General features: G+C 61.5%; 18 protein-coding genes. 7 read left to right on the top strand and 11 right to left on the bottom strand.

What is annotated here, in order from left to right; all coding sequences use genetic code 11:
- Positions 1–50 precede the first annotated feature (50 nt).
- Positions 51–569, top strand: a complete 519-nt coding sequence (gene yjgA / locus BLT89_RS02020) for a ribosome biogenesis factor YjgA (protein WP_090192846.1) — start codon at positions 51–53, stop codon at positions 567–569.
- Positions 570–593: 24 nt separating this feature from the next.
- On the opposite strand, the gene tldD is transcribed toward yjgA, so the two are convergent.
- From tldD to BLT89_RS01980, 8 genes are all read right to left on the bottom strand, one after another.
- On the bottom strand, positions 594–2,051 hold the full coding sequence (gene tldD / locus BLT89_RS02015; protein ID WP_090192845.1) for a metalloprotease TldD: 1,458 nt from the start codon (positions 2,049–2,051) through the stop codon (positions 594–596).
- Entirely contained in the window at positions 2,048–2,902 is an 855-nt protein-coding gene (locus BLT89_RS02010) for a carbon-nitrogen hydrolase family protein (protein ID WP_090192844.1), read from the bottom strand. Before BLT89_RS02010 ends, tldD begins: the two co-directional genes overlap by 4 nt.
- Before the next feature lie 19 nt (positions 2,903–2,921).
- Positions 2,922–6,752 (bottom strand): YhdP family protein, encoded by a 3,831-nt coding sequence (locus tag BLT89_RS02005; protein ID WP_090192843.1) that lies wholly within the window; start codon positions 6,750–6,752, stop codon positions 2,922–2,924.
- A gap of 44 nt (positions 6,753–6,796) precedes the next feature.
- Complete coding sequence (gene rng, locus BLT89_RS02000) at positions 6,797–8,254, bottom strand: ribonuclease G (RefSeq protein ID WP_090192842.1); 1,458 nt, start codon at positions 8,252–8,254, stop codon at positions 6,797–6,799.
- Positions 8,255–8,267: 13 nt separating this feature from the next.
- Positions 8,268–8,864 carry a Maf family protein gene (locus BLT89_RS01995; RefSeq protein WP_090192841.1) on the bottom strand — a complete coding sequence of 199 codons (597 nt, stop codon included), beginning with the start codon at positions 8,862–8,864 and terminating at the stop codon, positions 8,268–8,270.
- Positions 8,865–8,915: 51 nt separating this feature from the next.
- Positions 8,916–9,401, bottom strand: a complete 486-nt coding sequence (gene mreD / locus BLT89_RS01990; protein WP_090192840.1) for a rod shape-determining protein MreD — start codon at positions 9,399–9,401, stop codon at positions 8,916–8,918.
- A complete protein-coding gene (gene mreC / locus BLT89_RS01985; RefSeq protein ID WP_231975078.1) occupies positions 9,401–10,294 on the bottom strand; it encodes a rod shape-determining protein MreC in 894 nt (297 codons plus the stop codon). The genes mreD and mreC overlap by 1 nt, the downstream gene beginning before the upstream one ends.
- Positions 10,295–10,421: 127 nt before the next feature.
- The gene (locus BLT89_RS01980) at positions 10,422–11,462 is read right to left on the bottom strand and encodes a rod shape-determining protein (protein ID WP_090192839.1); all 1,041 of its coding nucleotides are present in this window, start codon (positions 11,460–11,462) and stop codon (positions 10,422–10,424) included.
- Positions 11,463–11,689: 227 nt separating this feature from the next.
- Between BLT89_RS01980 and gatC the strand changes: the two genes are divergently transcribed.
- The 5 genes from gatC (at position 11,690) to BLT89_RS01955 (ending at position 16,531) form a co-directional block, all read left to right on the top strand.
- A complete protein-coding gene (gatC, locus tag BLT89_RS01975; RefSeq protein WP_090192838.1) occupies positions 11,690–11,977 on the top strand; it encodes an Asp-tRNA(Asn)/Glu-tRNA(Gln) amidotransferase subunit GatC in 288 nt (95 codons plus the stop codon).
- Positions 11,978–11,982: 5 nt separating this feature from the next.
- Positions 11,983–13,434: an Asp-tRNA(Asn)/Glu-tRNA(Gln) amidotransferase subunit GatA gene (gene gatA, locus BLT89_RS01970; protein WP_090198601.1), complete on the top strand. Its 1,452-nt coding sequence runs from the start codon at positions 11,983–11,985 to the stop codon at positions 13,432–13,434.
- An 11-nt stretch (positions 13,435–13,445) separates the two neighbouring features.
- Positions 13,446–14,894, top strand: coding sequence for an Asp-tRNA(Asn)/Glu-tRNA(Gln) amidotransferase subunit GatB (gene gatB, locus BLT89_RS01965; protein ID WP_090192837.1), 1,449 nt, complete (start codon positions 13,446–13,448; stop codon positions 14,892–14,894).
- A 154-nt stretch (positions 14,895–15,048) separates the two neighbouring features.
- Positions 15,049–16,140: a calcium/sodium antiporter gene (locus BLT89_RS01960; protein WP_090192836.1), complete on the top strand. Its 1,092-nt coding sequence runs from the start codon at positions 15,049–15,051 to the stop codon at positions 16,138–16,140.
- Positions 16,141–16,150: 10 nt separating this feature from the next.
- The gene (locus tag BLT89_RS01955) at positions 16,151–16,531 is read left to right on the top strand and encodes a carboxymuconolactone decarboxylase family protein (protein WP_090192835.1); all 381 of its coding nucleotides are present in this window, start codon (positions 16,151–16,153) and stop codon (positions 16,529–16,531) included.
- An 84-nt stretch (positions 16,532–16,615) separates the two neighbouring features.
- Here the strand turns inward: BLT89_RS01955 and BLT89_RS01950 are convergent, their stop codons facing one another.
- Together BLT89_RS01950 and BLT89_RS01945 are read right to left on the bottom strand one after the other, a co-directional pair.
- On the bottom strand, positions 16,616–17,176 hold the full coding sequence (locus BLT89_RS01950; protein ID WP_090192834.1) for a response regulator transcription factor: 561 nt from the start codon (positions 17,174–17,176) through the stop codon (positions 16,616–16,618).
- A 19-nt stretch (positions 17,177–17,195) separates the two neighbouring features.
- Positions 17,196–18,470, bottom strand: a complete 1,275-nt coding sequence (locus BLT89_RS01945) for an ATP-binding protein (protein WP_090192833.1) — start codon at positions 18,468–18,470, stop codon at positions 17,196–17,198.
- Between the two features lie 212 nt (positions 18,471–18,682).
- On the opposite strand from BLT89_RS01945, the gene BLT89_RS01940 reads away from it, so the two are divergent.
- Positions 18,683–19,399 (top strand): SIMPL domain-containing protein, encoded by a 717-nt coding sequence (locus BLT89_RS01940; RefSeq protein ID WP_090192832.1) that lies wholly within the window; start codon positions 18,683–18,685, stop codon positions 19,397–19,399.
- Positions 19,400–19,482: 83 nt separating this feature from the next.
- On the opposite strand, the gene BLT89_RS01935 is transcribed toward BLT89_RS01940, so the two are convergent.
- The gene (locus tag BLT89_RS01935) at positions 19,483–20,250 is read right to left on the bottom strand and encodes a hypothetical protein (protein WP_231975052.1); all 768 of its coding nucleotides are present in this window, start codon (positions 20,248–20,250) and stop codon (positions 19,483–19,485) included.
- Positions 20,251–20,316 lie beyond the last annotated feature (66 nt).

Below are 20,316 nucleotides of genomic sequence, written 5' to 3'. Positions count from 1 at the left end.
AGCGGCTCCCGAGTGGTTATCATGACGACGTTTTCTTCCGGATACGCCGCATGTCTGAACAATTCGATGACTTCTCCGAGGAGAAGAGTAAATCCCAGGTAAAGCGTGAACTGCACGCCCTGCAGGATCTGGGCGAGCGCCTGACCACGCTCAAACCGGATCTGCTGGCCAAGCTGCCACTCACCGAGCCCCTGCAAAAAGCTCTGGCCGATGCCCCCAAACACAAGGCGCATATTGCCCGCAAACGGCATATGCAATACATCGGCAAGCTGATGCGGGATGCCGATGTCGACGCCATCAGCGCGCTGATCGACCAGCTTGATGCTTCGACGCGCCAGTACAACGAGCGTTTCCACGGGCTCGAGCGCTGGCGTGATCGCCTGCTCGGCGGTGACGACTCTACCCTTGAGGCCTTTGTCAGCGAATACCCGGAAACCGATCGCCAGCAAATGCGCAGCCTGATCCGCCACGCCCAGCACGAAGCGGCTCACAACAAGCCGCCGGCAGCCGCGCGCAAGGTATTCAAATACATTCGCGAACTGGATGAAATACAACGCGGCCTGCGCTGATCACCCGACACTTGCCGGCGTCCATCAGGCGCCGGTCCCGCCCACGGTAATCGCATCGATCTTCAGTGTTGGTTGTCCGACCCCCACCGGTACCGACTGGCCATCCTTGCCGCAGGTGCCGACACCGCTGTCCAGCGCCAGATCATTGCCCACCATCGACACCCGGCTCATGGCCTCGGGACCGTTACCGATCAGCGTGGCACCCTTGACCGGCGTGGTAATCCTGCCGTTCTCGATCAGGTAGGCCTCGCTGGTGGAAAACACGAACTTGCCGCTGGTGATATCGACCTGGCCACCACCCAGACTGGCGCAATAGATACCGCGCTGTACCGAGGCGATGATCTCTGCCGGGTCGCTGGCGCCGGCCAGCATGTAGGTATTGGTCATGCGCGGCATCGGCAGGCAGGAATACGACTCGCGCCGCCCATTACCGGTCGCCGCCACGCCCATCAGGCGCGCATTCAGCTTGTCCTGCATGTACCCCTTGAGCACGCCATTCTCGATCAGTGTGGTGCACTGGGTCGGGGTGCCCTCATCATCCACGCTCAGGGAGCCGCGGCGTCCGGACAGGGTGCCGTCATCAACAATGGTGCACAGACCGGAGGCGACCTTTTCGCCAATACGCCCGCTGTAGGCCGAACTGCCTTTGCGATTGAAGTCACCTTCCAGGCCGTGACCAACCGCCTCATGCAGCAACACGCCCGACCAGCCCGGCCCAAGTACCACCGGCAGCGTCCCGGCCGGAGCCGGCACAGCCTCGAGGTTGACCAGCGCCTGCCGCAACGCCTCGCGGGCATAGCCCATGGCACGCTCTTCGTGGTGCTCGTTCGGCTCCAGAAAGTAACGGTAATCACTGCGCCCGCCGCCGCCATGGCTACCGCGCTCGCGACGGCCATTCTGCTCGACGATGACGCTGACATTGAATCGCACCAGTGGTCGAACATCTGCAGCCAGATCGCCATCACTGGACGCAACCAGAATGCGCTCCCAGACCCCCGAGAGACTGACACTGACCTGCTGGATACGCGGATCCAGCGCACGCGTAGCCACATCGATACGCTTGAGCAAGGCGACCTTCTCCGCCCGGCTGATGACCTCCAGCGGATTCTGTGCCGGATACAGGGGCACTGCCGGCTGCTGCCGCAACACCTCTATGCGGCCTGACTGCCCGGCACGCGCAATCGAACGGGCTGCCTGCGATGCATCACGCAACGCCTGGCGACTGATGCTGTTGCTGTAGGCAAAACCGGTTTTCTCACCGGACTGGGCACGTACGCCGACACCCTGATCCAGGTTGAAGCTACCCTCCTTGACGATGCCGTCTTCCAGCGCCCAGGTTTCGGAAACCTGACTCTGGAAATACAGGTCAGCGGCGTCAATTCCGGGGCCGGCCAATTCGCCCAGCACTTCGGGTAACAGCTGGATACCCAGACTGCCCGGGGCCAGCAAATGCTCACTGACCGATGACAACAAATCACTCATGGTTTCTCCATAGCCACCGGCAAGGGTTTGCCGGGTGGTGCAAAGCGGCGCTGGCTGGCCAGCGGCATTTTCTGACGAATTCCGGCTTGCTGCCCGGGGTCGCGAGTTCCCAGCAGAACGGCCTCACCCCGGGGCTGCACGGCCATCACACAACCCCACGGATCAATCAGGCACGAGTGGCCGAAGGTTTCGCGGCCACCCGGATGACTACCGCCCTGATTGGCAGCCAGCAGGTAACACTGGGTTTCGATGGCGCGCGCACGTAGCAGTACTTCCCAGTGGGCGGCACCGGTTACCGCAGTGAACGCTGCCGGGGCACTGATCAACTCGGCACCGGCCGCGCGCAGCGCCATATACAACTCGGGAAAACGCAGGTCGTAGCAGACACTCAAACCAATACGGCCGACCGGTGTATCGGCAACCACGACCTGCGCTCCATGTACGTAGTCATCCGACTCGCGATAGCGGCCGCGGCTGTCTGCCACCTCGACATCAAACAGATGCAGCTTGTCGTAACGGGCCACTCGTTGCCCCTGCGCATCAAACAGCAAGGAGCTGGCCAGGGGGCGGGCATCCGGCTGAGCATCCGGCGGCAACGGCAAGGTTCCGCCGACTATCCATAAACCCAGATCACGTGCGGCCTGCGTCAGCCATGGCAGGATCGGCCCTTGCCCCGCCCCTTCGGCACGCGCCAGCGCAGCAAGATCGCGACAGCCCATGGCGGCAAAATTCTCCGGCAGCACGGCAAGCTGCGCACCCTGCTCCGCGGCCTGCTCGAGCAAACGGCGCGCGCTCAGCAGGTTGGCGGCCACCTGATCCTGACTGACCATCTGTATTACAGCCAGGTTCATGGCCACAGCGCTCTACCTTTCATGGCTTGAAAAATGTGATCTTCGGATCTTCCAGCGGACCCTTGACCTGATACTGGACCTTGGTCAGGTTGGAAGTACCAAAGCCAAACAGCTTGTCAGCTACTTTGTCGGCAACAAATATGGCACCAGCCACCGCAGGGGCACCGACCAGCAACGCGCCCAGCGCTACCGTATTGGACACCGGCAGCGTTACGTAGAGCTTGGCATCGATGCTCTGCTGGACCATGTTCAGCGTGCCATCGAGCTGTAACTGGACAGAAGGACCGTTCACTTCAAGCGGCTTGCGGGTAACGAACACGCCGTTATCGCCAGCCAGCAATACCTTAACGCGGTCAAAGGCCAAACCCTTGCCGAACAGGTCGGAGAAGTCCAGGCGCAGACGCCGGCCAATCGCACTGAAGTTCAACAAGCCGAATACACGCAAGGCACTGCTGCCGCCCCCTTGCACCTCGGTAAAGCGGCCATTGCGGATGCTGCCATCCAGTGTGCCGGACATTCTCGCCAGGTCTAGCCAGGCAGGCGAGCCTGGCCAGCGTATATCGCCATCCACCCGAAAGCGTTCACTCTCCACCGAGGGGGCATAGTTCCAGGCCTGCAGCACCTTGCCCAGATCAGTGCCTTGCAGCCGGCCCTTGTACCATGAACTGGTGGCCCCCTTGTGACCGTCCCAGCCCGCCGTGCCGGTCACCTGCAAGCCCTTGAAATCCATATTCAGCTCGTTGAACTGCACGCCCCCGGGGACGGGCCGAAGTTTGAACGAGCTTGCACCCAGCGCCTCGCTGCCAAGCATGACTTTGGCTATTTTCACGTCCAGGGGTGGCAGACTGGCCGGCTCAATATCGGCCAGCGCATCGGGTTTAGCCATCGCCTCGGCGTCGGTAGTCGGCGGCTCCGGCAGACTGAGGCGCTGCAAATTCAGCACAATCGGTTGCCCGTCCTGATCCGGAACCGTTACCTCGCCTTCCACCATTGCACTGTTCAGGCCGATTTGCCAGGCACTGCCAGCCCGTTCCAGGCTCAGCCCGAGATCACTGGCCTCCATACCGAAGCCATGGAACTGACCAACTTGCAGGTGGACGCTACGCAGCATGTCCTGACTGCTTGACGGTGCAGTACCCGAGTACTGCTCAGCCAGCGCTTTCCATGCCTCTGCATCCAGCTCGGCAACCCGGCCACGCAGCCAGAAGCCCTGGCTGTCGGGCAAATTGGCCGTTTCTCCGCCCAGCACCAGTTCCGCACGCAGCGAATCCGCCTTGCCATCGGGCATGGCCAGCGCCAGGCTGGCCATGCCTGCATAATTTGCCCGGTAAGTGGGCACCCTGGCCGTCAGTGGCATGCTGAAGCTGCTGTTGCGCACCTCATCGGCGCGCTTGCCGAAAGGTGCTGGCAAATCAACCGCCAGGCCCCGCAGGCTCGAGTCCACCTGCAACTGACTGTTATTCTCGTCGAGGATCACGTTGAGCTTATAGGGCAGCGTGCCACTGACCGGCAGTTTTACTTCAGCCACATCCAGCCATTTGGTCAGATCTGCAAGGGCGATCTTGCTGGTAGCCTCAATGCGCGTCCGCGTTCTGCCGCGTGCGCCTTCGGCAACTATCTTGCCGCTGACCGGCTGGTTGAAAGCCCGCGCCCTGAGGGCCGGCGTACTCAACCCGCTGGCACTGTTGTAACGAAACGCGGCGGTAATCCCGGAAAGCTCAAGTACCGGCTCGGGGATGCTCAGTTGGGCGTCTTTGGCTGCGAAGTCCACCACCACCAGCGGCGCTGCCGTGCCACCAAGAGGTATGTCCAGCGACAGCTTTCCGTCCAGCGCGCCCGTACCTTGCCAGCCGGCAAAAACAGACTCGGTGCCCAGTGGCGCCTTCTGCAGGATATCCAGCCCGTCTTTGACATTGCTTTGCAGATCAGCGGTCAGCTGCAAACGTGCCACCTGCCCATTGCCGGCGGGCGGCACGCTGGCAGTCACATTGCTGACCTGACTATCGAGAACCTTCCCGGAGCTGACGTTGACCTGCACGCCGCTGTCACCGACAAACACCTCGCCAGCAGCCTCTTGCAGAGCCGGCCAACCTGGCTGATAGGCCAGTTCGAGATCATGCAGCTTGAAATACAGACTCAATGTGCTGGAGTTGGCCGGCGCCTGAGTGCTCAAAGTACCCTGATACTGGAAAATGCCTTCATCAATCGCCCCGCCGACAATCGCTGTTTTCAGCCAGTCGGCCAGTTCGGCCGTGAAATCAGCGCCCGGAGTCGGCAGATACTTGCTGGTAAATGCGGCATTGCCATCCTGCAGGCCGACCAGCAGGTCCATGTATGCGAACTGATCGTCGGCAAACGGGATAGCTATTTTCAGCTCTCCGGCGATCCGCCCTTCGTCGCCCTCCAGCTTGATATACGGACTGAACAGGTTGAAGGACTGATCATCCAGCTTCCAGCTCAGCAAGGCGCCGGCTTTGAAGTACTGCCAGGGCTGCGGGAACACTTCGGCCAGATCGAGAACGAAATTCTCGCTATTCAGGCGTAAAGCCCCTTGGCCCATGTCGCCGCTGATACTGCCGCTGACATTTTCCAGCCCGGGCACATCGGCATGGGCTGAAATACCCACATTGCCCAGATTGGCGGCAAACTGCAGGCGATCCGCAGTTGTTTTCGCACTATCCAGACTCACCTGGATATTGCTCAGCTGACCATGCGGCTGGAGACCATCGAGCCATTCATCGACTGCCGGAGCAGCCGGGGCCAGCGACAGTGCCAGCGTGGTCAGCGGCGCCAGATCCAGCCGGTCCGCCTGGGCCTTCCAGACCGGCGCAGACTCGGGAGTTGCCTGGCGCATCTGCAGGCCCACCCGGATGGGGCCAAAGCGCTGCTGATCGAGACTCAGCGCCAGAGAATCCAGCAGCAGATCATAACCACCGGTGCGGCGATCCAGATAAGCGGTCAAGGCCAGATCCTCCACGCTGACCGGCTGGCGGTCTGCCGCCGCTGCCTGCAGTTCCGTAGCGTTCAGGCGCGTCACCACCCGCTGCAGCTGACCTGCCTCGACTACCGCCCAGAGCTCGCCGCCGGCCTTCAGGCTGTCGATTTGCCAGCCGCCGAGCAACGAGGAGGGTATGCGTTCGGCCAGACTGCTCTGCGGCAAGCTCAGATAGAGCTCTGCCGGGCTGCCGCGCCAGTCGGCCGGGTCCAGTTTGCCGCGTAGGCTGAAACTCAGCGGCAAGCCACTGGGAAAGGTCAGATGCCCGTCGATTCGCTGCCTGCGGCCATTGCGCAACTCAAATTCGGCCTGGGTAAAACGGATCGCCTTTGCCGCAAAGGGTTGCAGCGTAATCTGGCTGTTGTACAGCAGCAGCTGGGATATGCCGAGCAGGGCCTTGATGGCTTGTTGCGGGTCCGACTCTGCAGCCTCCCTGGGTGGCGACAAACCGGCCACCGCCCAGGCACCCTCGGCTGACTGCTGCTCAATGGTCAGCTGCAACCCGTCCAGTTCGAGGCGCTGGATTTCCATGCGTCGCTCAAGCAGGCCGATCAGCAGGTCCGGCTTGACTCGCAGGGTCTGCAGATGAATCTTCGTGGTGCCCTCACCCAGCTCGACATCATGCGCCACCAGCAGTGGGGAAAAGTCGCGCCAGCTGCCTTCCAGCCTGCCGATCTTTAGCGGCATGCCCAATGCACTCTGTGCCCGCTGCTCAACCTCGGCACGGTATTCGCCGAGCAACGGCATCAGCTGCCGGCCGAGGCTGACGTATAACGCGGCGAACACCAGCGACAGCGTGAACGACCACAGCACGCCGCGTATCAGGATCATGATCAGGCGTGACAGCCAGCTCATACTGCAGTTACTCGCAAGATAGTTTCAGGCCCGCAGACCTGCAGTCAAAGCAGAACGACATCATATTGCTCCTGGGAATACATGGCCTCGACCTGAAACTGGATGGTACGCCCGATAAAGGCTTCAAGATCCGCCACATTGCCGGATTCCTCGTCCAGCAGACGGTCCACCACCCGCTGATTGGCCAGCACTCTATAGGCACCGGCCTGATAGGCACGGGCTTCACGCAGGATTTCACGGAAAATCTCGTAGCAGATGGTTTCCGGTGTTCTCAGCTTGCCGCGACCCTGGCAGCTGACGCAAGGCTCGCAGAGTATCTGTTCGAGACTTTCGCGGGTGCGCTTGCGGGTCATCTGAACCAGACCCAGCTCGGTGATGCCGATAATATTGGTCTTGGCGTGATCGCGTTCCAGCTGCCGTTCCAGTGTACGCAGCACCTGGCGCTGATGCTCCTCGTCCTGCATGTCGATGAAATCAATGATGATGATCCCGGCCAGGTTGCGCAGGCGCAGCTGGCGGGCAATCGAGGTGGCAGCCTCGAGATTGGTCTTGAAGATGGTTTCTTCCAGCGTGCGATGACCGACGAACGCGCCGGTGTTCACATCAATGGTGCTCATCGCCTCTGCCGGATCAACCACCAGATAGCCACCCGACTTCAACGGCACCTTGCGCTCCAGCGCCTTCTGAATTTCGTCTTCCACGCCGTACAGGTCAAAGATCGGGCGCTCGCCGGGATAATGTTCCAGCCGGTCGCTGATTTCCGGCATCAGTTCGGCGACAAACTGCGTAGCCTTCTGAAAAGTCTCACGCGAGTCGATGCGGATCTTCTCGCTGCGCGGATTGACCAGATCGCGCAGGGTGCGCAGGGCCAACGAGAGATCTTCGTAGATCACCGAGGGCGTAGGGGCGGTGTTGCGCAGCGCCGCTATCTGTTCCCACAGGCGCCGCAGATAGCGGATATCGGCAACGATTTCATCGGCCCCGGCACCTTCGGCCGCCGTGCGCAGGATGAAACCGCCCTGCTCTTCGATCTCTTCCGAGGCCAGACAATCGGTCACTATGGCTTTCAGGCGGTCGCGCTCGGCCTCGTCCTCGATGCGCAACGAGATGCCGACATGGCTGGTGCTGGGCATATAGACCAGATAGCGCGAGGGAATCGACAGCTGGGTGGTCAGCCGGGCGCCCTTGCTGGCGATCGGATCCTTGGTCACCTGCACCACCAGCCCCTGGCCTTCGCGGACCAACAGGCTGATACATTCCACCGCGCTGCCTTCGCGGCTGGAGATTTCCGCCGCATGAATAAAGGCGGCGCGCTCCAGACCAATGTCCACGAAAGCCGCCTGCATGCCGGGCAGTACCCGTACCACCTTGCCCCGGTAGATATTGCCGACAATGCCGCGCTTCTGCGTACGCTCGACATGCACTTCCTGCAGCACGCCGTTCTCCACCACAGCCACGCGCGACTCCATGGGGGTGATGTTGATCAGTATCTCTTCACTCATATGCGGGTTTCGCTCAGGCGTTATCTTGCAACTGCCAGCAAGGAATATTGCAGCCGGCCAATAATTCAGCAGTTTCGCACAAGGGCAGCCCGACGACAGCCGAATAACTGCCTTGCAGGTACGCCACAAAGATCGCCGCCAGCCCCTGAATGGCGTAACCACCGGCCTTGTCCGCCGGTTCACCGGTGTCCCAGTAATTTTGCATTTCTGCTGCGCTGATAGTCCTGAAGCCTACCTGACTGGTCACCAGGCGCGCCTGGCAACCATCACGGGTTGCCAGTGCCACGGCGGTCAGCACCTGGTGTTCGCGAGCGGAAAGTGCCTGCAGCATCTGCAGCGACTCTTGCCGATTGGCAGGCTTGCCAAGAATCCGCCCATCCAGCACTACGCTGGTATCGGCGCCGAGCACGCAAGCATCCGCATCTGCCGTCAGCAGGGCCAGTCCGGCTTGCGCCTTGGCGCGCGCCAGCCGCTCAACGTAAAGGGCTGCCTGCTCTGCGGGCCGTACGCTTTCATCAATGCTGCACGCCAGCACCCGGAAAGACACCCCGATCTGTTTCAGCAGCTCACTGCGGCGCGGCGATAGTGAAGCCAGATAGAGTGAAGGCATGCGAGTCTCTCCTGTTGCTGGCTAGCCGGAGGCGAAGGGCGGGATTGCCACTCAGTGGACGTGGAAGCGTCTGCTCAGGCCGTGCAGGATGGTGAATACCCAGGGCCAGAGCAACGCACTGACCAGCGCCGGCAACAGGAACAGCAAGGTTGGCGGACGATTGCCCGACAAGGTGTAGAGCCACAGTTGCAGCAGCTGGGCGAGACCGAATACCACCAGCAGCACCACACTCTGCTGCCACAGCGGAAACATGCGCAAGCGCCGGTGCAAGGTCATCACCAGGAAGGTAATCAGGGTCAGGATCAATGCATTCTGCCCCAGCAATGAGCCATACAGGACATCCTCGGCCAGCCCGAGCAGCCAGGCGCGCGCCAGACCGAAGCGGTGCGGCAGAACCATGGTCCAGAAACTCAGAATCAGAGCCAGCCACAACGGCCGCCCGACCTCCATGAAGCCCATCGGAATCACGCTGAGCAGCATGCCGATAGCGATCGTCAGCCAGATCACCCAGCCATTATGGGAACGCACACCGACCATCACTGAGCTCCCTGCGCAGGTGCAGTAGCGCTGCCGGTCGCATCTATCGCGCTTGCGGCATCCTGCTGATCCGCTTTTTCCTGGGCAACGGCAGCATCGGCGGCACGCTGCTCGGGCGAGCGCGGATCACTGAACACCAGCAGCACATAGCGACTGCGATTCAGGCTGGCGGTCGGTTTGGCACGGACCACGGCAAACGGTTGCCCGGAATCATGGATTACCTCGGTCACTACCGCGACCGGGTATCCCGCCGGAAAACGCTGGCCGAGCCCGGAACTGACCAGCAAATCGCCAACCTTGATATCGGCGGTATCGGCAACATGCCGCAAGTCGAGGCTTTCCGGGTTACCCACGCCACTGGCAATGGCGCGCAAGCCGTTGCGATTGACCTGCACCGGAATGCTGTGGGTGGAGTCCGTCAGCAGCAGCACCCGGGCGGTATACGGCATAACCTCGACCACCTGGCCGATCAGGCCACGGGCATCCAGTACCGGCTGGCCGACAAACACGCCATCCTTCTCGCCCTTGTCGATCAGGATGCGGTGGGTAAAGGGGTTGGGGTCAACACCGATCAGCTCGCCGACCAGTACCTTCTCATCGAGCAGTTCGGCCGAATTGAGCAGCTCGCGCAAACGCACATTCTGCTCGGTCAGGGTCGCCAGCTTTTGCAGGCGCCGCTCCAGCAGCAGCGCCTCAGCCTTGAGCTTCTCGTTCTCGGCGAGCAATTCGCTGCGACTGCTGATGCTCTGGGTCATGTCGATCCATAGCCGCTGCGGCATATCCGCCATCCAGTAGAACGGCGTCAGCACCAGACCCAGCTGGCTGCGAAACGGTTTCAGGGTATCGAAGCGCGCATCCACCACCATCAACACAACAGACAGCACGCTGAGCACCAACAGGCGCATGGCGAGCGAAGGTCCTTTGCTGAATAGTGGATTGATGATGAAGCCCTCATTGCAGTACGGCACAAACGCAAAGCCGGAAGAGCATGCTTCCGGCTTTGATGTTACAGCTTAGGCCTTACTCGGAGGAAAGCAGGTCCATCGTGTGCTTGTCCATCATTTCCAGCGCCTTGCCACCACCGCGTGCCACGCAGGTCAGCGGGTCTTCGGCAACAATGACCGGCAGACCGGTTTCATGGGCCAGCAGCTTGTCCAGATCGCGCAGCAGGGCACCACCACCGGTGAGCACCAGACCGCGCTCGGCGATATCCGAGGCCAGCTCGGGCGGCGATTGCTCCAGGGCACTTTTAACCGACTGCACGATGGCCGCCAGCGATTCCTGCAGCGCCTCAAGCACTTCTTTGGAGTTGAGGGTAAAGCTGCGCGGCACGCCTTCGGCCAGATTACGGCCACGTACGTCGATTTCACGCAGTTCGCCACCGGGAAACGCAGTACCGATTTCCTGCTTGATGCGTTCGGCCGTGGAATCACCGATCAGGCTGCCGTAGTTGCGGCGCACATAGGTCACGATGGCTTCGTCGAAGCGATCGCCACCCACCCGTACGGATTCGGCATACACCACACCGTTGAGCGAGATCAGCGCGATTTCGGTAGTACCACCACCGATATCCACCACCATCGAGCCGCGCGCCTCATCCACCGGCAGTCCGGCACCGATGGCAGCAGCCATCGGCTCGTCAATCAGGTAGACCTCACGGGCGCCAGCGCCCAGCGCGGATTCCTTGATCGCCCGGCGCTCGACCTGGGTCGATTTGCACGGCACGCAGATCAATACCCGCGGCGAAGGCTGCAGAAAGCTGTTCTCATGCACCTTGTTGATGAAGTACTGCAGCATTTTTTCGCAAACGCTGAAGTCGGCGATCACGCCGTCTTTCATCGGACGAATGGCCTGGATGTTGCCTGGCGTCCGGCCAAGCATGCGCTTGGCGTCGGTACCGACTGCCACCACACTCTTCTGGTTATTGGCACTGGTACGAATGGCCACGACGGAAGGCTCGTTGAGCACGATACCGCGATCACGGACATAGATAAGTGTATTGGCTGTTCCCAGATCGATCGAAAGATCGCTGGAGAACATACCGCGCAGCTTCTTGAACATGGGGGAAAACCCTAAGACTTGGCGTGCAGAAAAACGCCGGGTATAAAAGTGCGGCGAACTCTACCAATCATGAGCCTTTTGGGCAAGGCGCGCGATGTGTTAGATTGCCCGGCTCTCGCACTGAAACGCCCGTCTGTCAGGCTCTAAGCAGCCGCCTTGAGCGACTCCACACGTATTCGCCCAGCCTTGCCGGTTTTCAGTTACCAAATCTTACTTTGGAGGCCTCCATGGCGCTTGAACGCACCGAGGTGGAAAAAATTGCCCATTTGGCCCGTCTGGGCCTGAACGAGGCAGAAATTCCGCAGACCACCGCCACTTTGAACAACATTCTCGGCCTGATCGACGCCATGCAGGCAGTTGATACCTCCGGTGTCGAGCCGCTGGCTCACCCGCTGGAAACCACCCAGCGCCTGCGCGCCGACGAAGTGACCGAGCTCAACCAGCGCGATGCCTATCAGGCCATTGCCCCGGCGGTGGAAAACGGCCTGTATCTGGTGCCCAAGGTGATCGAATAATGGATATGCAGCAACTGACCCTCAGCCAGATCAGTCAGGCCCTGGCCAACAAGGACTTTTCCGCCGTCGAACTGGCGCAAAGCCTGCTGGCACGCATCAAGTCGCTGGATCCGCAGCTGAACTGCTTTATCAGCCTCACCGAAGAACTGGCCCTTGCCCAGGCGCAAAGTGCCGATGCGCGCCGCGCCAATGGCGAAAGTGGCGCCCTGCTCGGCGCACCGATCGGCCACAAGGACCTGTTCTGCACCAAGGGCATCCTCACCAGCTGCGGCTCGAAGATTCTCAGCGGTTTCAAGGCGCCCTATGACGCCACCGTGGTGGAAAAGCTCGCCAGTGCCGGCACGGTGATGCTGGGCAAGCTGAACATGGACGAATTCGCCATGGGCTCGGCCAACGAGTCCAGCCATTACGGCGCGGTGAAAAACCCGTGGAACCTGCAGCACGTGCCTGGCGGCTCCTCCGGCGGATCGGCTGCGGCGGTGGCGGCACGCCTGCTGCCGGCTGCCACCGGCACCGACACCGGCGGTTCGATCCGCCAGCCGGCGGCACTGACCAACCTCACCGGCCTCAAGCCGACCTACGGCCGTGTCTCGCGTTGGGGCATGATCGCCTACGCCTCCAGCCTCGATCAGGGTGGCCCGCTGGCGCGCACTGCCGAAGACTGCGCCCTGCTGCTGCAAGCCATGGCCGGCTTTGACCCCAAGGACTCGACCAGCGTCGAGCAGCCGGTCGATGACTATCTGGCCAACCTCAACCAGCCCCTGAACGGCCTGCGCATTGGATTGCCAAAGGAATACTTCAGTGCCGGCCTGGATGCCCGCATCGCAGAAAAGGTGCTGGAAGTGGTCGAAGTGCTGAAAAAGCTCGGCGCCAGCGTCAGGGACATCAGCCTGCCAAATATGCAGCACGCGATTCCGGCCTACTACGTCATCGCGCCGGCAGAAGCCAGCTCCAACCTGTCGCGTTTCGACGGCGTGCGTTTCGGTTATCGCTGTGAAAACCCGGTCAATCTGGAAGACCTGTACAAGCGCTCGCGCGGTGAAGGTTTTGGCGCCGAAGTGAAACGCCGGATCATGGTCGGCACCTACGCACTGTCGGCCGGTTACTACGATGCCTACTACATCAAGGCCCAGCAGATCCGCCGGCTGATCAAGAATGACTTTGTCAGCGCCTTCGACGAGGTCGACCTGATTCTCGGGCCAACCACGCCGAACCCGGCCTGGAAGCTGGGCGAAAAGAACAACGACCCGGTGGCGCAGTACCTGGAAGATATCTACACCATCACCGCCAACCTGGCCGGTATCCCCGGCCTGTCGATGCCGGCAGGCTTCGTCGATGGCCTGCCGGTAGGCGTGCAGTTGCTCGCACCCTACTTTGCGGAAAGCCGCCTGCTCAATGTGGCGCACCAGTACCAGCAAGTGACTGACTGGCACCAACAAGCGCCCGCCGGCTTCTGAGGATTAGAAACATGCAATGGGAAACTGTCATCGGACTGGAAATTCACGCCCAGCTCAGCACCCGGTCGAAGATTTTTTCGGCCAGCGCCACCACCTTTGGCGCCGAACCGAACACCCAGGCCAGCCTGATCGATCTGGGCATGCCCGGCACCCTGCCGGTGCTCAACGCCGAAGCCGTGCGCATGGCCTGCAAGTTCGGCCTGGCGATTAACGCCGAAATCGCCGAACGCAACGTGTTCGCCCGCAAGAATTACTTCTACCCCGACCTGCCCAAGGGTTACCAGACCAGCCAGATGGATCACCCGATCGTCGGCAAGGGCTTCCTCGACATCACCCTGGAAGACGGTACGCAGAAACGCGTCGGCGTGACCCGCGCGCACCTGGAAGAAGACGCCGGCAAAAGCCTGCACGAAGACTTCCACGGCATGAGCGGCATCGACCTCAATCGCGCCGGCACGCCACTGCTGGAGATCGTCTCCGAACCGGACATGCGCAGCGCCAAGGAGGCCGTGGCCTACGTGAAGCAGATTCACGCACTGGTGCGCTACCTCGGCATCTGCGACGGCAACATGGCCGAAGGCTCGCTGCGCTGCGACTGCAACGTCTCGGTGCGCCCGGTCGGCCAGGCCGAATACGGCACCCGTGCCGAGATCAAGAACGTCAACTCCTTCCGCTTTATCGAAAAAGCCATCAATCATGAAGTGCAGCGGCAGATCGAGCTGATCGAGGACGGCGGCAAGGTGGTGCAGGAAACCCGCCTGTACGACCCCAACAAGGACCAGACCCGCTCCATGCGCAGCAAAGAGGAAGCCAACGATTACCGTTACTTCCCCTGCCCTGACCTGCTGCCAGTGGTCATCGAGCAGAGCCTGCTGGATGAAATCCGCGCCAGCCTGCCGGAGCTACCCGGGGAAAAACGCGCACGCTTCGAGAGCCAGTACGGCCTCTCCACCTACGACGCCGACGTGCTGGCCGCCAGCCGCGAGCTGGCCAACTACTTCGAGGCCGTTCAGCAGATTTGCGGCGATGCCAAGCTGGCGGCCAACTGGGTGATGGGCGAACTGTCGAGCCTGCTCAACACCGGCAACCTTTCGATCGAGCAGTCACCGGTTTCTGCCGAGCAACTGGGCGGCATGATCGTACGCATCATCGACAACACCATCTCCGGCAAGCTCGCCAAGATGGTCTTCGAAGCCCTGGCTGCCGGCGAAGGTGCCAGCGCCGACGAGATCATCGAGAGCAAGGGGCTCAAGCAGGTCACCGACAGCGGCGCTATCGAAGCCATGCTCGATGAAATGCTCGCCGCCAATGCCGAACAGGTCGAGCAATACCGCGCCAGCGACGAAGCCAAACGCGGCAAGATGTTCGGCTTCTTCGTCGGCCAGGCGATGAAAGCCTCGAAAGGCAAAGCCAACCCGGGCCAGGTCAACCAGCTGTTGAAGAAGAAACTCGACGCCTAGTCCCGCCGTCCGGGCGCAGCCGGTTTCGGGGCTCCACCCCCGGCAACCGGCAGCAACCACCAGGCCGGCAAAACCCTGCAACAATGCCCTGCAGGTTGCACTGGCCGATCCGCACCGATTAAGTAAGCTATGCCGACCTTTCCGGAGCCTGCCCATGACCCTGACAATTGCCTTCTACTTGCTTGCCGGTCTGGTGCTGCTGGTCGGCGGTGCCGAAGTACTGGTACGCGGTGCCGCCAAACTGGCAGCGCAGTTCGGCATCCCGCCGCTGATTATCGGCCTGACCGTGGTGGCTTTCGGCACCAGCGCCCCGGAAACGGCCGTCAGCGTACAGGCGGCCTACGCCGGCAGTGGCGACCTGGCGATTGGCAACGTGCTGGGCAGCAATATCGCCAACGTCCTGCTGATCCTCGGCATCACCGCGCTGGCTGCCCCGCTGGTGGTCTCGCGACAACTGATTCGTCTGGATGTGCCGCTGATGATTGGCGCCAGCCTGCTGGCCTACGGCCTGGCCCTGGACGGCAACCTCAGCCGGCTGGATGGTGCCCTGCTGTTTGCCTGCATCCTGGCTTACACGACATTTCAGGTGATCAAGGGTCGTCAGGACAAGGCCGCAGCAAGCAGTGATGAATTCACCGAAGAATATGGTCTGCACGAAGCGCCTCGAGCCTATGCCTGGGCAGTCAATCTCGGTTTGCTGATCCTCGGCCTGGCGCTGCTGGTCGGAGGTGCCAACCTGCTGGTGGAAGGTGCGGTTGAACTGGCACGGGCCTTCGGCCTGTCGGAGCTGGTGATCGGTCTGACGGTGATCGCGATCGGTACTTCCTTGCCGGAGCTGGCGACCTCGCTGATCGCCGTACTCAAGGGCGAGCGCGACATTGCCGTGGGCAACATCGTCGGCAGCAATATTTTCAACCTGCTCTGCGTGCTCGGACTGACGGCGCTGGTATCACCGGTGGATGTTCCGGTAGCCACCAATGCACTGGCCTTCGACTTCCCGGTGATGATCGCCGTGGCCATCGCCTGCCTGCCGATCTTCTTTAACGGCTATTGCATCAAGCGCTGGGAAGGCGCGCTGTTTGTCAGCTATTACCTGCTTTACACGCTGTACCTGATCATGAGCCAGACCGGCATGTCGGGAGTGGAACTTCTGCGCGAGGCGATGATCTGGTTCGTTCTGCCGCTGACCACAGTGACCCTGCTGGTGGTCGGCACCCGTGCCTGGCAGCGCCAGCGCTACCTCTGAGGAGAACCGCATGTCCACAACCAAGCCTGAAGGCCTGCAAGTACGCCGTGAAGTGATGGGCGATGCCTTTGTCGACCGCGCGCTGGGCAACGCCACCGAATTCACCCAGCCTCTGCAAGACTTCGTCAACCAGCATGCCTGGGGCGGCGTATGGAATCGCGACGGCCTGCCACGCAAAACCCGCAGCCTGATTACCCTGGCCGCGCTGACGGCGCTGAAATGCCCGCAAGAGCTCAAAGGCCATGTGCGTGGCGCACTGAACAATGGCTGCACGGTGGAAGAAATTCGTGAAACCCTGCTGCACTGCGCGGTGTATGCCGGGGTGCCGGCATGTATAGACGCGTTTCGTGCGGCGCAGGAAGTGATCGACGAGCAGCAGAAAAAAGCCTGACGCTTTAGCCTTTGCCCGCTGGTGATGATTGGCGGCAAAGGCCTGTGGATGCCTGGCCTCCTGCCGGCTGCGCCCCCATGTGTTTCAGCGCCTGACCGGCCGCTTTTGCAACTTGCGCTGCAAGGTGCGCCGGTGCATGCCCAGGGCCCGCGCAGTGGCCGAAATATTGCCCTCGTTTTCTGCCAGCACGCGCTGGATGTGCTCCCACTGCAGACGGTCGACCGACATCGGATTCTCCGGCACCAGTGTGTCCAGATCGGCATGTTGCGATAACAGGGCCGTCAGCACGTCGTCAGCATCGGCCGGTTTGCACAGGTAATTGCAGGCACCGCGCTTGATCGCCTCGACCGCCGTGGCGATGCTCGAATAGCCGGTAAGAATCAGCACACGCATCTCGCCATCCAGCTCCAGCAGCCGAGGGAGCAGCACCAGCCCGGAGTCACCCTGCATTTTCAGGTCGAGCACGGCATAGTCGGGCAAGTCTTCACGCGCCAGCTGCAAACCCTCTTCCGCAGAATTGGCCACACTGACACGCAGGCCCCGGCTGGTCATGGCGCGCGCCATGACCCGGGTAAAGGTCGGATCATCATCAACCAGCAACAGATGTGGCTGCTCTTCATCGTCCTGCAGGGGTACTTCGCTCATTCATCCTCCCTATACCTGTTCAAATCAGGCCAAAGGCCCGTGGCAGCTTCATTTCGGTAAGCGTGCCACCCTGTTCCAGATTGTATAGCTTCACCGTGCCGCCGGCGCGGGCCACACTGGCCTGGGTGAGAAACAAGCCGAGGCCAAAACCGCGGCCTTTGCCCTTGCTGGTTATAAACGGGCGGCCCAGCTGCTCGGCAATCGCCAGCGGCACGCCGGCACCATGGTCGCGAATACCCAGCACCAGCCACTGGGCGTCCCAGTCGAGCTGAATATCCAGCTTGTCCGGGCAGGCATCGGCCGCATTGTTCAGCAGATTGAGCAGGGCCTGGGTCAGATCGGCCGGCGGCTTGATGCTCGGGGGCACTCCCGGGCCGACCATCCGGTAACGATAGCTGGCCTCCGGGCGCATCAGATGCCAGCGGTTCAGGCTGGTTTCCAGCCATTCAAGCGCTGTCAGTTCGGACACCGATTGCCGCCTGTCCGCTTCTGCGGCCCGGACCAGTTGCTGCAGGGTGTCCTTGCACAGCTTGACCTGCTCCTGCAGCAAGGCCAGATCATCCTGCAAGGCTGGCTGGCTGGCATGCTCGCGGCGCAATTCCTTGAGCAGCACACTGATGGTTGCCAGCGGCGTCCCCAGTTCATGGGCCGCACCGGCGGCCTGGGTTGCCACGGCCAACAACTGCTGGTCACGCATGCTCTCCTCATGCCGCTGCGCGCGCAGCTGATCCTGCAGACGCAGCGCCGCCGCCATTTTCACCACAAAAAAGGTGATGAAGGCGGCCGACAGGGCAAAGTTGAGCCACATGCCGAACAGGTGCAGGCTGATCAGGGTGGCTTCCTGATGCATGCCAAGCAGGTGCAGGGGGTGGTACCAGATCAGCAGTGCCGTATAACCGCTCAACGCCAGACCGCTGAGCAGCATGGAGTAGACCCATGGCAGAGTGGCTGCAGCAATGGTCAACGGCACCAGGTAATAGGACACGAACGGATTGGTCGAGCCGCCGGAAAAATACAGCAGAACACTGTGAATCAGCAGGTCACAGCCCAGCTGGACCGCGTATTCAAGCTCTGTCACCGGCCATGGGGCGCGCATGCGCAGGGCCGTCAGCAGGCATATGGCCAGCGACACGCCAAGGGTGATCGCCAGCGGCAACCAGGGCAGCGGCAACAGGTCGGACAGATAGGCAAAGCCCAGCGCCGCCGACTGTGCAGCCAGTACCAGCAAACGGATCAGGATCAGGCGCCAGAGATTCTGCCGGCTGGCGGACAACAACTGCACAGGGGTGTTCATGCTGACTCCGGGTAAACTCCGCCGCGAGTATACCCAAGCCACGCCACCCGCTGCAGTGCAGGCCATGGGCAGCTGACCGACCGGCGCGGAAGGAACCCTTTTGGCACAAGCAGGTCAGACCCCCTTATCCGCTGCCAATCAGGCAAACTGCCTGCAGCCCCGAAGCCCTGACAGATGTCCGGGCAATGTTGCTTCTGCTCGAGGAATTCCCCATGACCCACAGCATTCGTTTTGGTGCAGCTCTGGCGCTGATGGCCAGCATGCTGCTCAGTTACCCGGCGCTGGCCGGACAGCCGCAGTACAACCAGGTCGCCTTGCGCGCCGAGGCCAGCCAGAGCATTGCCCATGACGAGATGCAGGTCAGCCTGTTCAGCGAGGCACAGGACAGTGACCCTGCCCGCCTGGCGCGCCAGATCAGCGAAACCATGAACGCTGCCGTAACCAGGGCACGCGAGGTCAAGGCGGTCAGGGTCAGCCTGGGCAGCCGCAACAGTTATCCGGTCTACGACAACAAGCGGCAGAAGATCACCGGCTGGCGCGAACGCGCCGACCTGCGTCTGGAAAGCAGTGACTTTGCCGCCCTCTCGCAACTGACTGCCGACCTGCTGGGCACACTGCAGATGGGCGGCATGAGCTTCAGCATTGCCAAAGCCTCCCGCCAGCAAGCCGAAGACGCCCTGTACAAGGACGCCATCCAGGCCTTCAATGCCCGCGCCAGCCTGATCAGTCAGGCCATGGGCGGCACCGGCTTTCGCCTGGTCAGCCTGAACCTCAACAGCGGCGGCTTCCGCCCACCGATGCCAATGCGCATGGAAGCCATGAAGGGTATGGCGATGATGTCCGATGCGGCGCCGGCGCAGGAAATCGAAGCCGGTAGCAGCGAGGTGAGCGTCAGCGCCGACGGGGTGATCGAGGTATTGATGCCCTAAGGCTTCGGCACGCATCCAGGGTGAACATCGCGCCAAACACTGGCTCCTCACAGGCGGGCTGCAAGCTGTAGTCCGGCTGGAGCTTACTGCACCGGCAGGAAGTTCATGAACAGCAGGCTCTGGGCATAGCCCACGCCCATGCGCCGCGTACTTTCATCCAGCACATCGGTGAGCAGATCAAGGCGGGCGACTATTTTGCCGAACTGCACGGCATAACTCAGGTTGCTGCCATGCTCGCTGATTTCATTGGATAGCAGCCAGGGCTGGCCTTGCGCATCCTTGCGATTGGCCAGCATCCAGGACGCCTTTTCCATGTTGCGCGCGGCATTGTGGATATATTGCGGATCCAGCGTATCGGTCATGTAGAAACGGGTCCGCCCGCCGTGGGCAGTGATCAGCATGCTGCCCAGCGAGAAGATGAAGGCGCCAACGCGGTCGCCGCGGTATTCCGGACTCAGGGTGTAGGCCAGAGCAACCACATTCCTTCTCCCGCCGAGCCCCGGCAGCGTTTGCTGATGTTCAATGGCCCACTGGATGCGCTGCTCGGCAACCAGACGGTTCGGCGCAGTGGTCTTGCGCCACTCGCGCGGGTTGCGCTTGTACAACTTGCTCATCAGCAGATAGAGCGTATTCAGGTTGTTGCGCATGCTGATGGTGGCAATGCGGTCGGCCTGGGTCTGGAACAGCTCATCGGGAGCCGGTTCGCTCTGATTACTGACAATCGAGCTGTGCGACTGATTGCTGCTGCAGCCGCCCAGCCCAAGGCCCAGCAACACCGACAGCAGGCATAGTGCCCGCCGCAGCGTCACCGACAGATGCAACCGGGCCTGATCAGTCTCAGCAATGCTCATGTGCCAGAAGCCTTGCAGTTGCCATTCTCACCGGGGACAGTAACAAAAAACCGCGCCCGCCGAGTC

Origin of the sequence: Pseudomonas pohangensis, from assembly GCF_900105995.1 — a bacterium.
Taxonomy (GTDB): domain Bacteria; phylum Pseudomonadota; class Gammaproteobacteria; order Pseudomonadales; family Pseudomonadaceae; genus Aquipseudomonas; species Aquipseudomonas pohangensis.
This window is presented reverse-complemented; position numbering and strand designations above follow the sequence as displayed.

Bases quoted from the DNA above. Each gene is read 5' to 3' on its own strand.
- BLT89_RS01955 (WP_090192835.1), top strand. From the start codon at position 16,151: ATGTCCACAACCAAGCCTGAAGGCCTGCAAGTACGCCGTGAAGTGATG.
- BLT89_RS01950 (WP_090192834.1), bottom strand. From the start codon at position 17,176: ATGAGCGAAGTACCCCTGCAGGACGATGAAGAGCAGCCACATCTGTTG.
- BLT89_RS01980 (WP_090192839.1), bottom strand. From the start codon at position 11,462: ATGTTCAAGAAGCTGCGCGGTATGTTCTCCAGCGATCTTTCGATCGAT.
- gatA (WP_090198601.1), top strand. From the start codon at position 11,983: ATGCAGCAACTGACCCTCAGCCAGATCAGTCAGGCCCTGGCCAACAAG.
- mreD (WP_090192840.1), bottom strand. From the start codon at position 9,401: ATGGTCGGTGTGCGTTCCCATAATGGCTGGGTGATCTGGCTGACGATC.
- BLT89_RS02010 (WP_090192844.1), bottom strand. From the start codon at position 2,902: ATGAACCTGGCTGTAATACAGATGGTCAGTCAGGATCAGGTGGCCGCC.
- gatB (WP_090192837.1), top strand. From the start codon at position 13,446: ATGCAATGGGAAACTGTCATCGGACTGGAAATTCACGCCCAGCTCAGC.
- tldD (WP_090192845.1), bottom strand. From the start codon at position 2,051: ATGAGTGATTTGTTGTCATCGGTCAGTGAGCATTTGCTGGCCCCGGGC.
- yjgA (WP_090192846.1), top strand. From the start codon at position 51: ATGTCTGAACAATTCGATGACTTCTCCGAGGAGAAGAGTAAATCCCAG.
- BLT89_RS01995 (WP_090192841.1), bottom strand. From the start codon at position 8,864: ATGCCTTCACTCTATCTGGCTTCACTATCGCCGCGCCGCAGTGAGCTG.
- BLT89_RS01960 (WP_090192836.1), top strand. From the start codon at position 15,049: ATGACCCTGACAATTGCCTTCTACTTGCTTGCCGGTCTGGTGCTGCTG.
- BLT89_RS01945 (WP_090192833.1), bottom strand. From the start codon at position 18,470: ATGAACACCCCTGTGCAGTTGTTGTCCGCCAGCCGGCAGAATCTCTGG.
- BLT89_RS02005 (WP_090192843.1), bottom strand. From the start codon at position 6,752: ATGAGCTGGCTGTCACGCCTGATCATGATCCTGATACGCGGCGTGCTG.
- gatC (WP_090192838.1), top strand. From the start codon at position 11,690: ATGGCGCTTGAACGCACCGAGGTGGAAAAAATTGCCCATTTGGCCCGT.
- BLT89_RS01940 (WP_090192832.1), top strand. From the start codon at position 18,683: ATGACCCACAGCATTCGTTTTGGTGCAGCTCTGGCGCTGATGGCCAGC.
- BLT89_RS01935 (WP_231975052.1), bottom strand. From the start codon at position 20,250: ATGAGCATTGCTGAGACTGATCAGGCCCGGTTGCATCTGTCGGTGACG.
- rng (WP_090192842.1), bottom strand. From the start codon at position 8,254: ATGAGTGAAGAGATACTGATCAACATCACCCCCATGGAGTCGCGCGTG.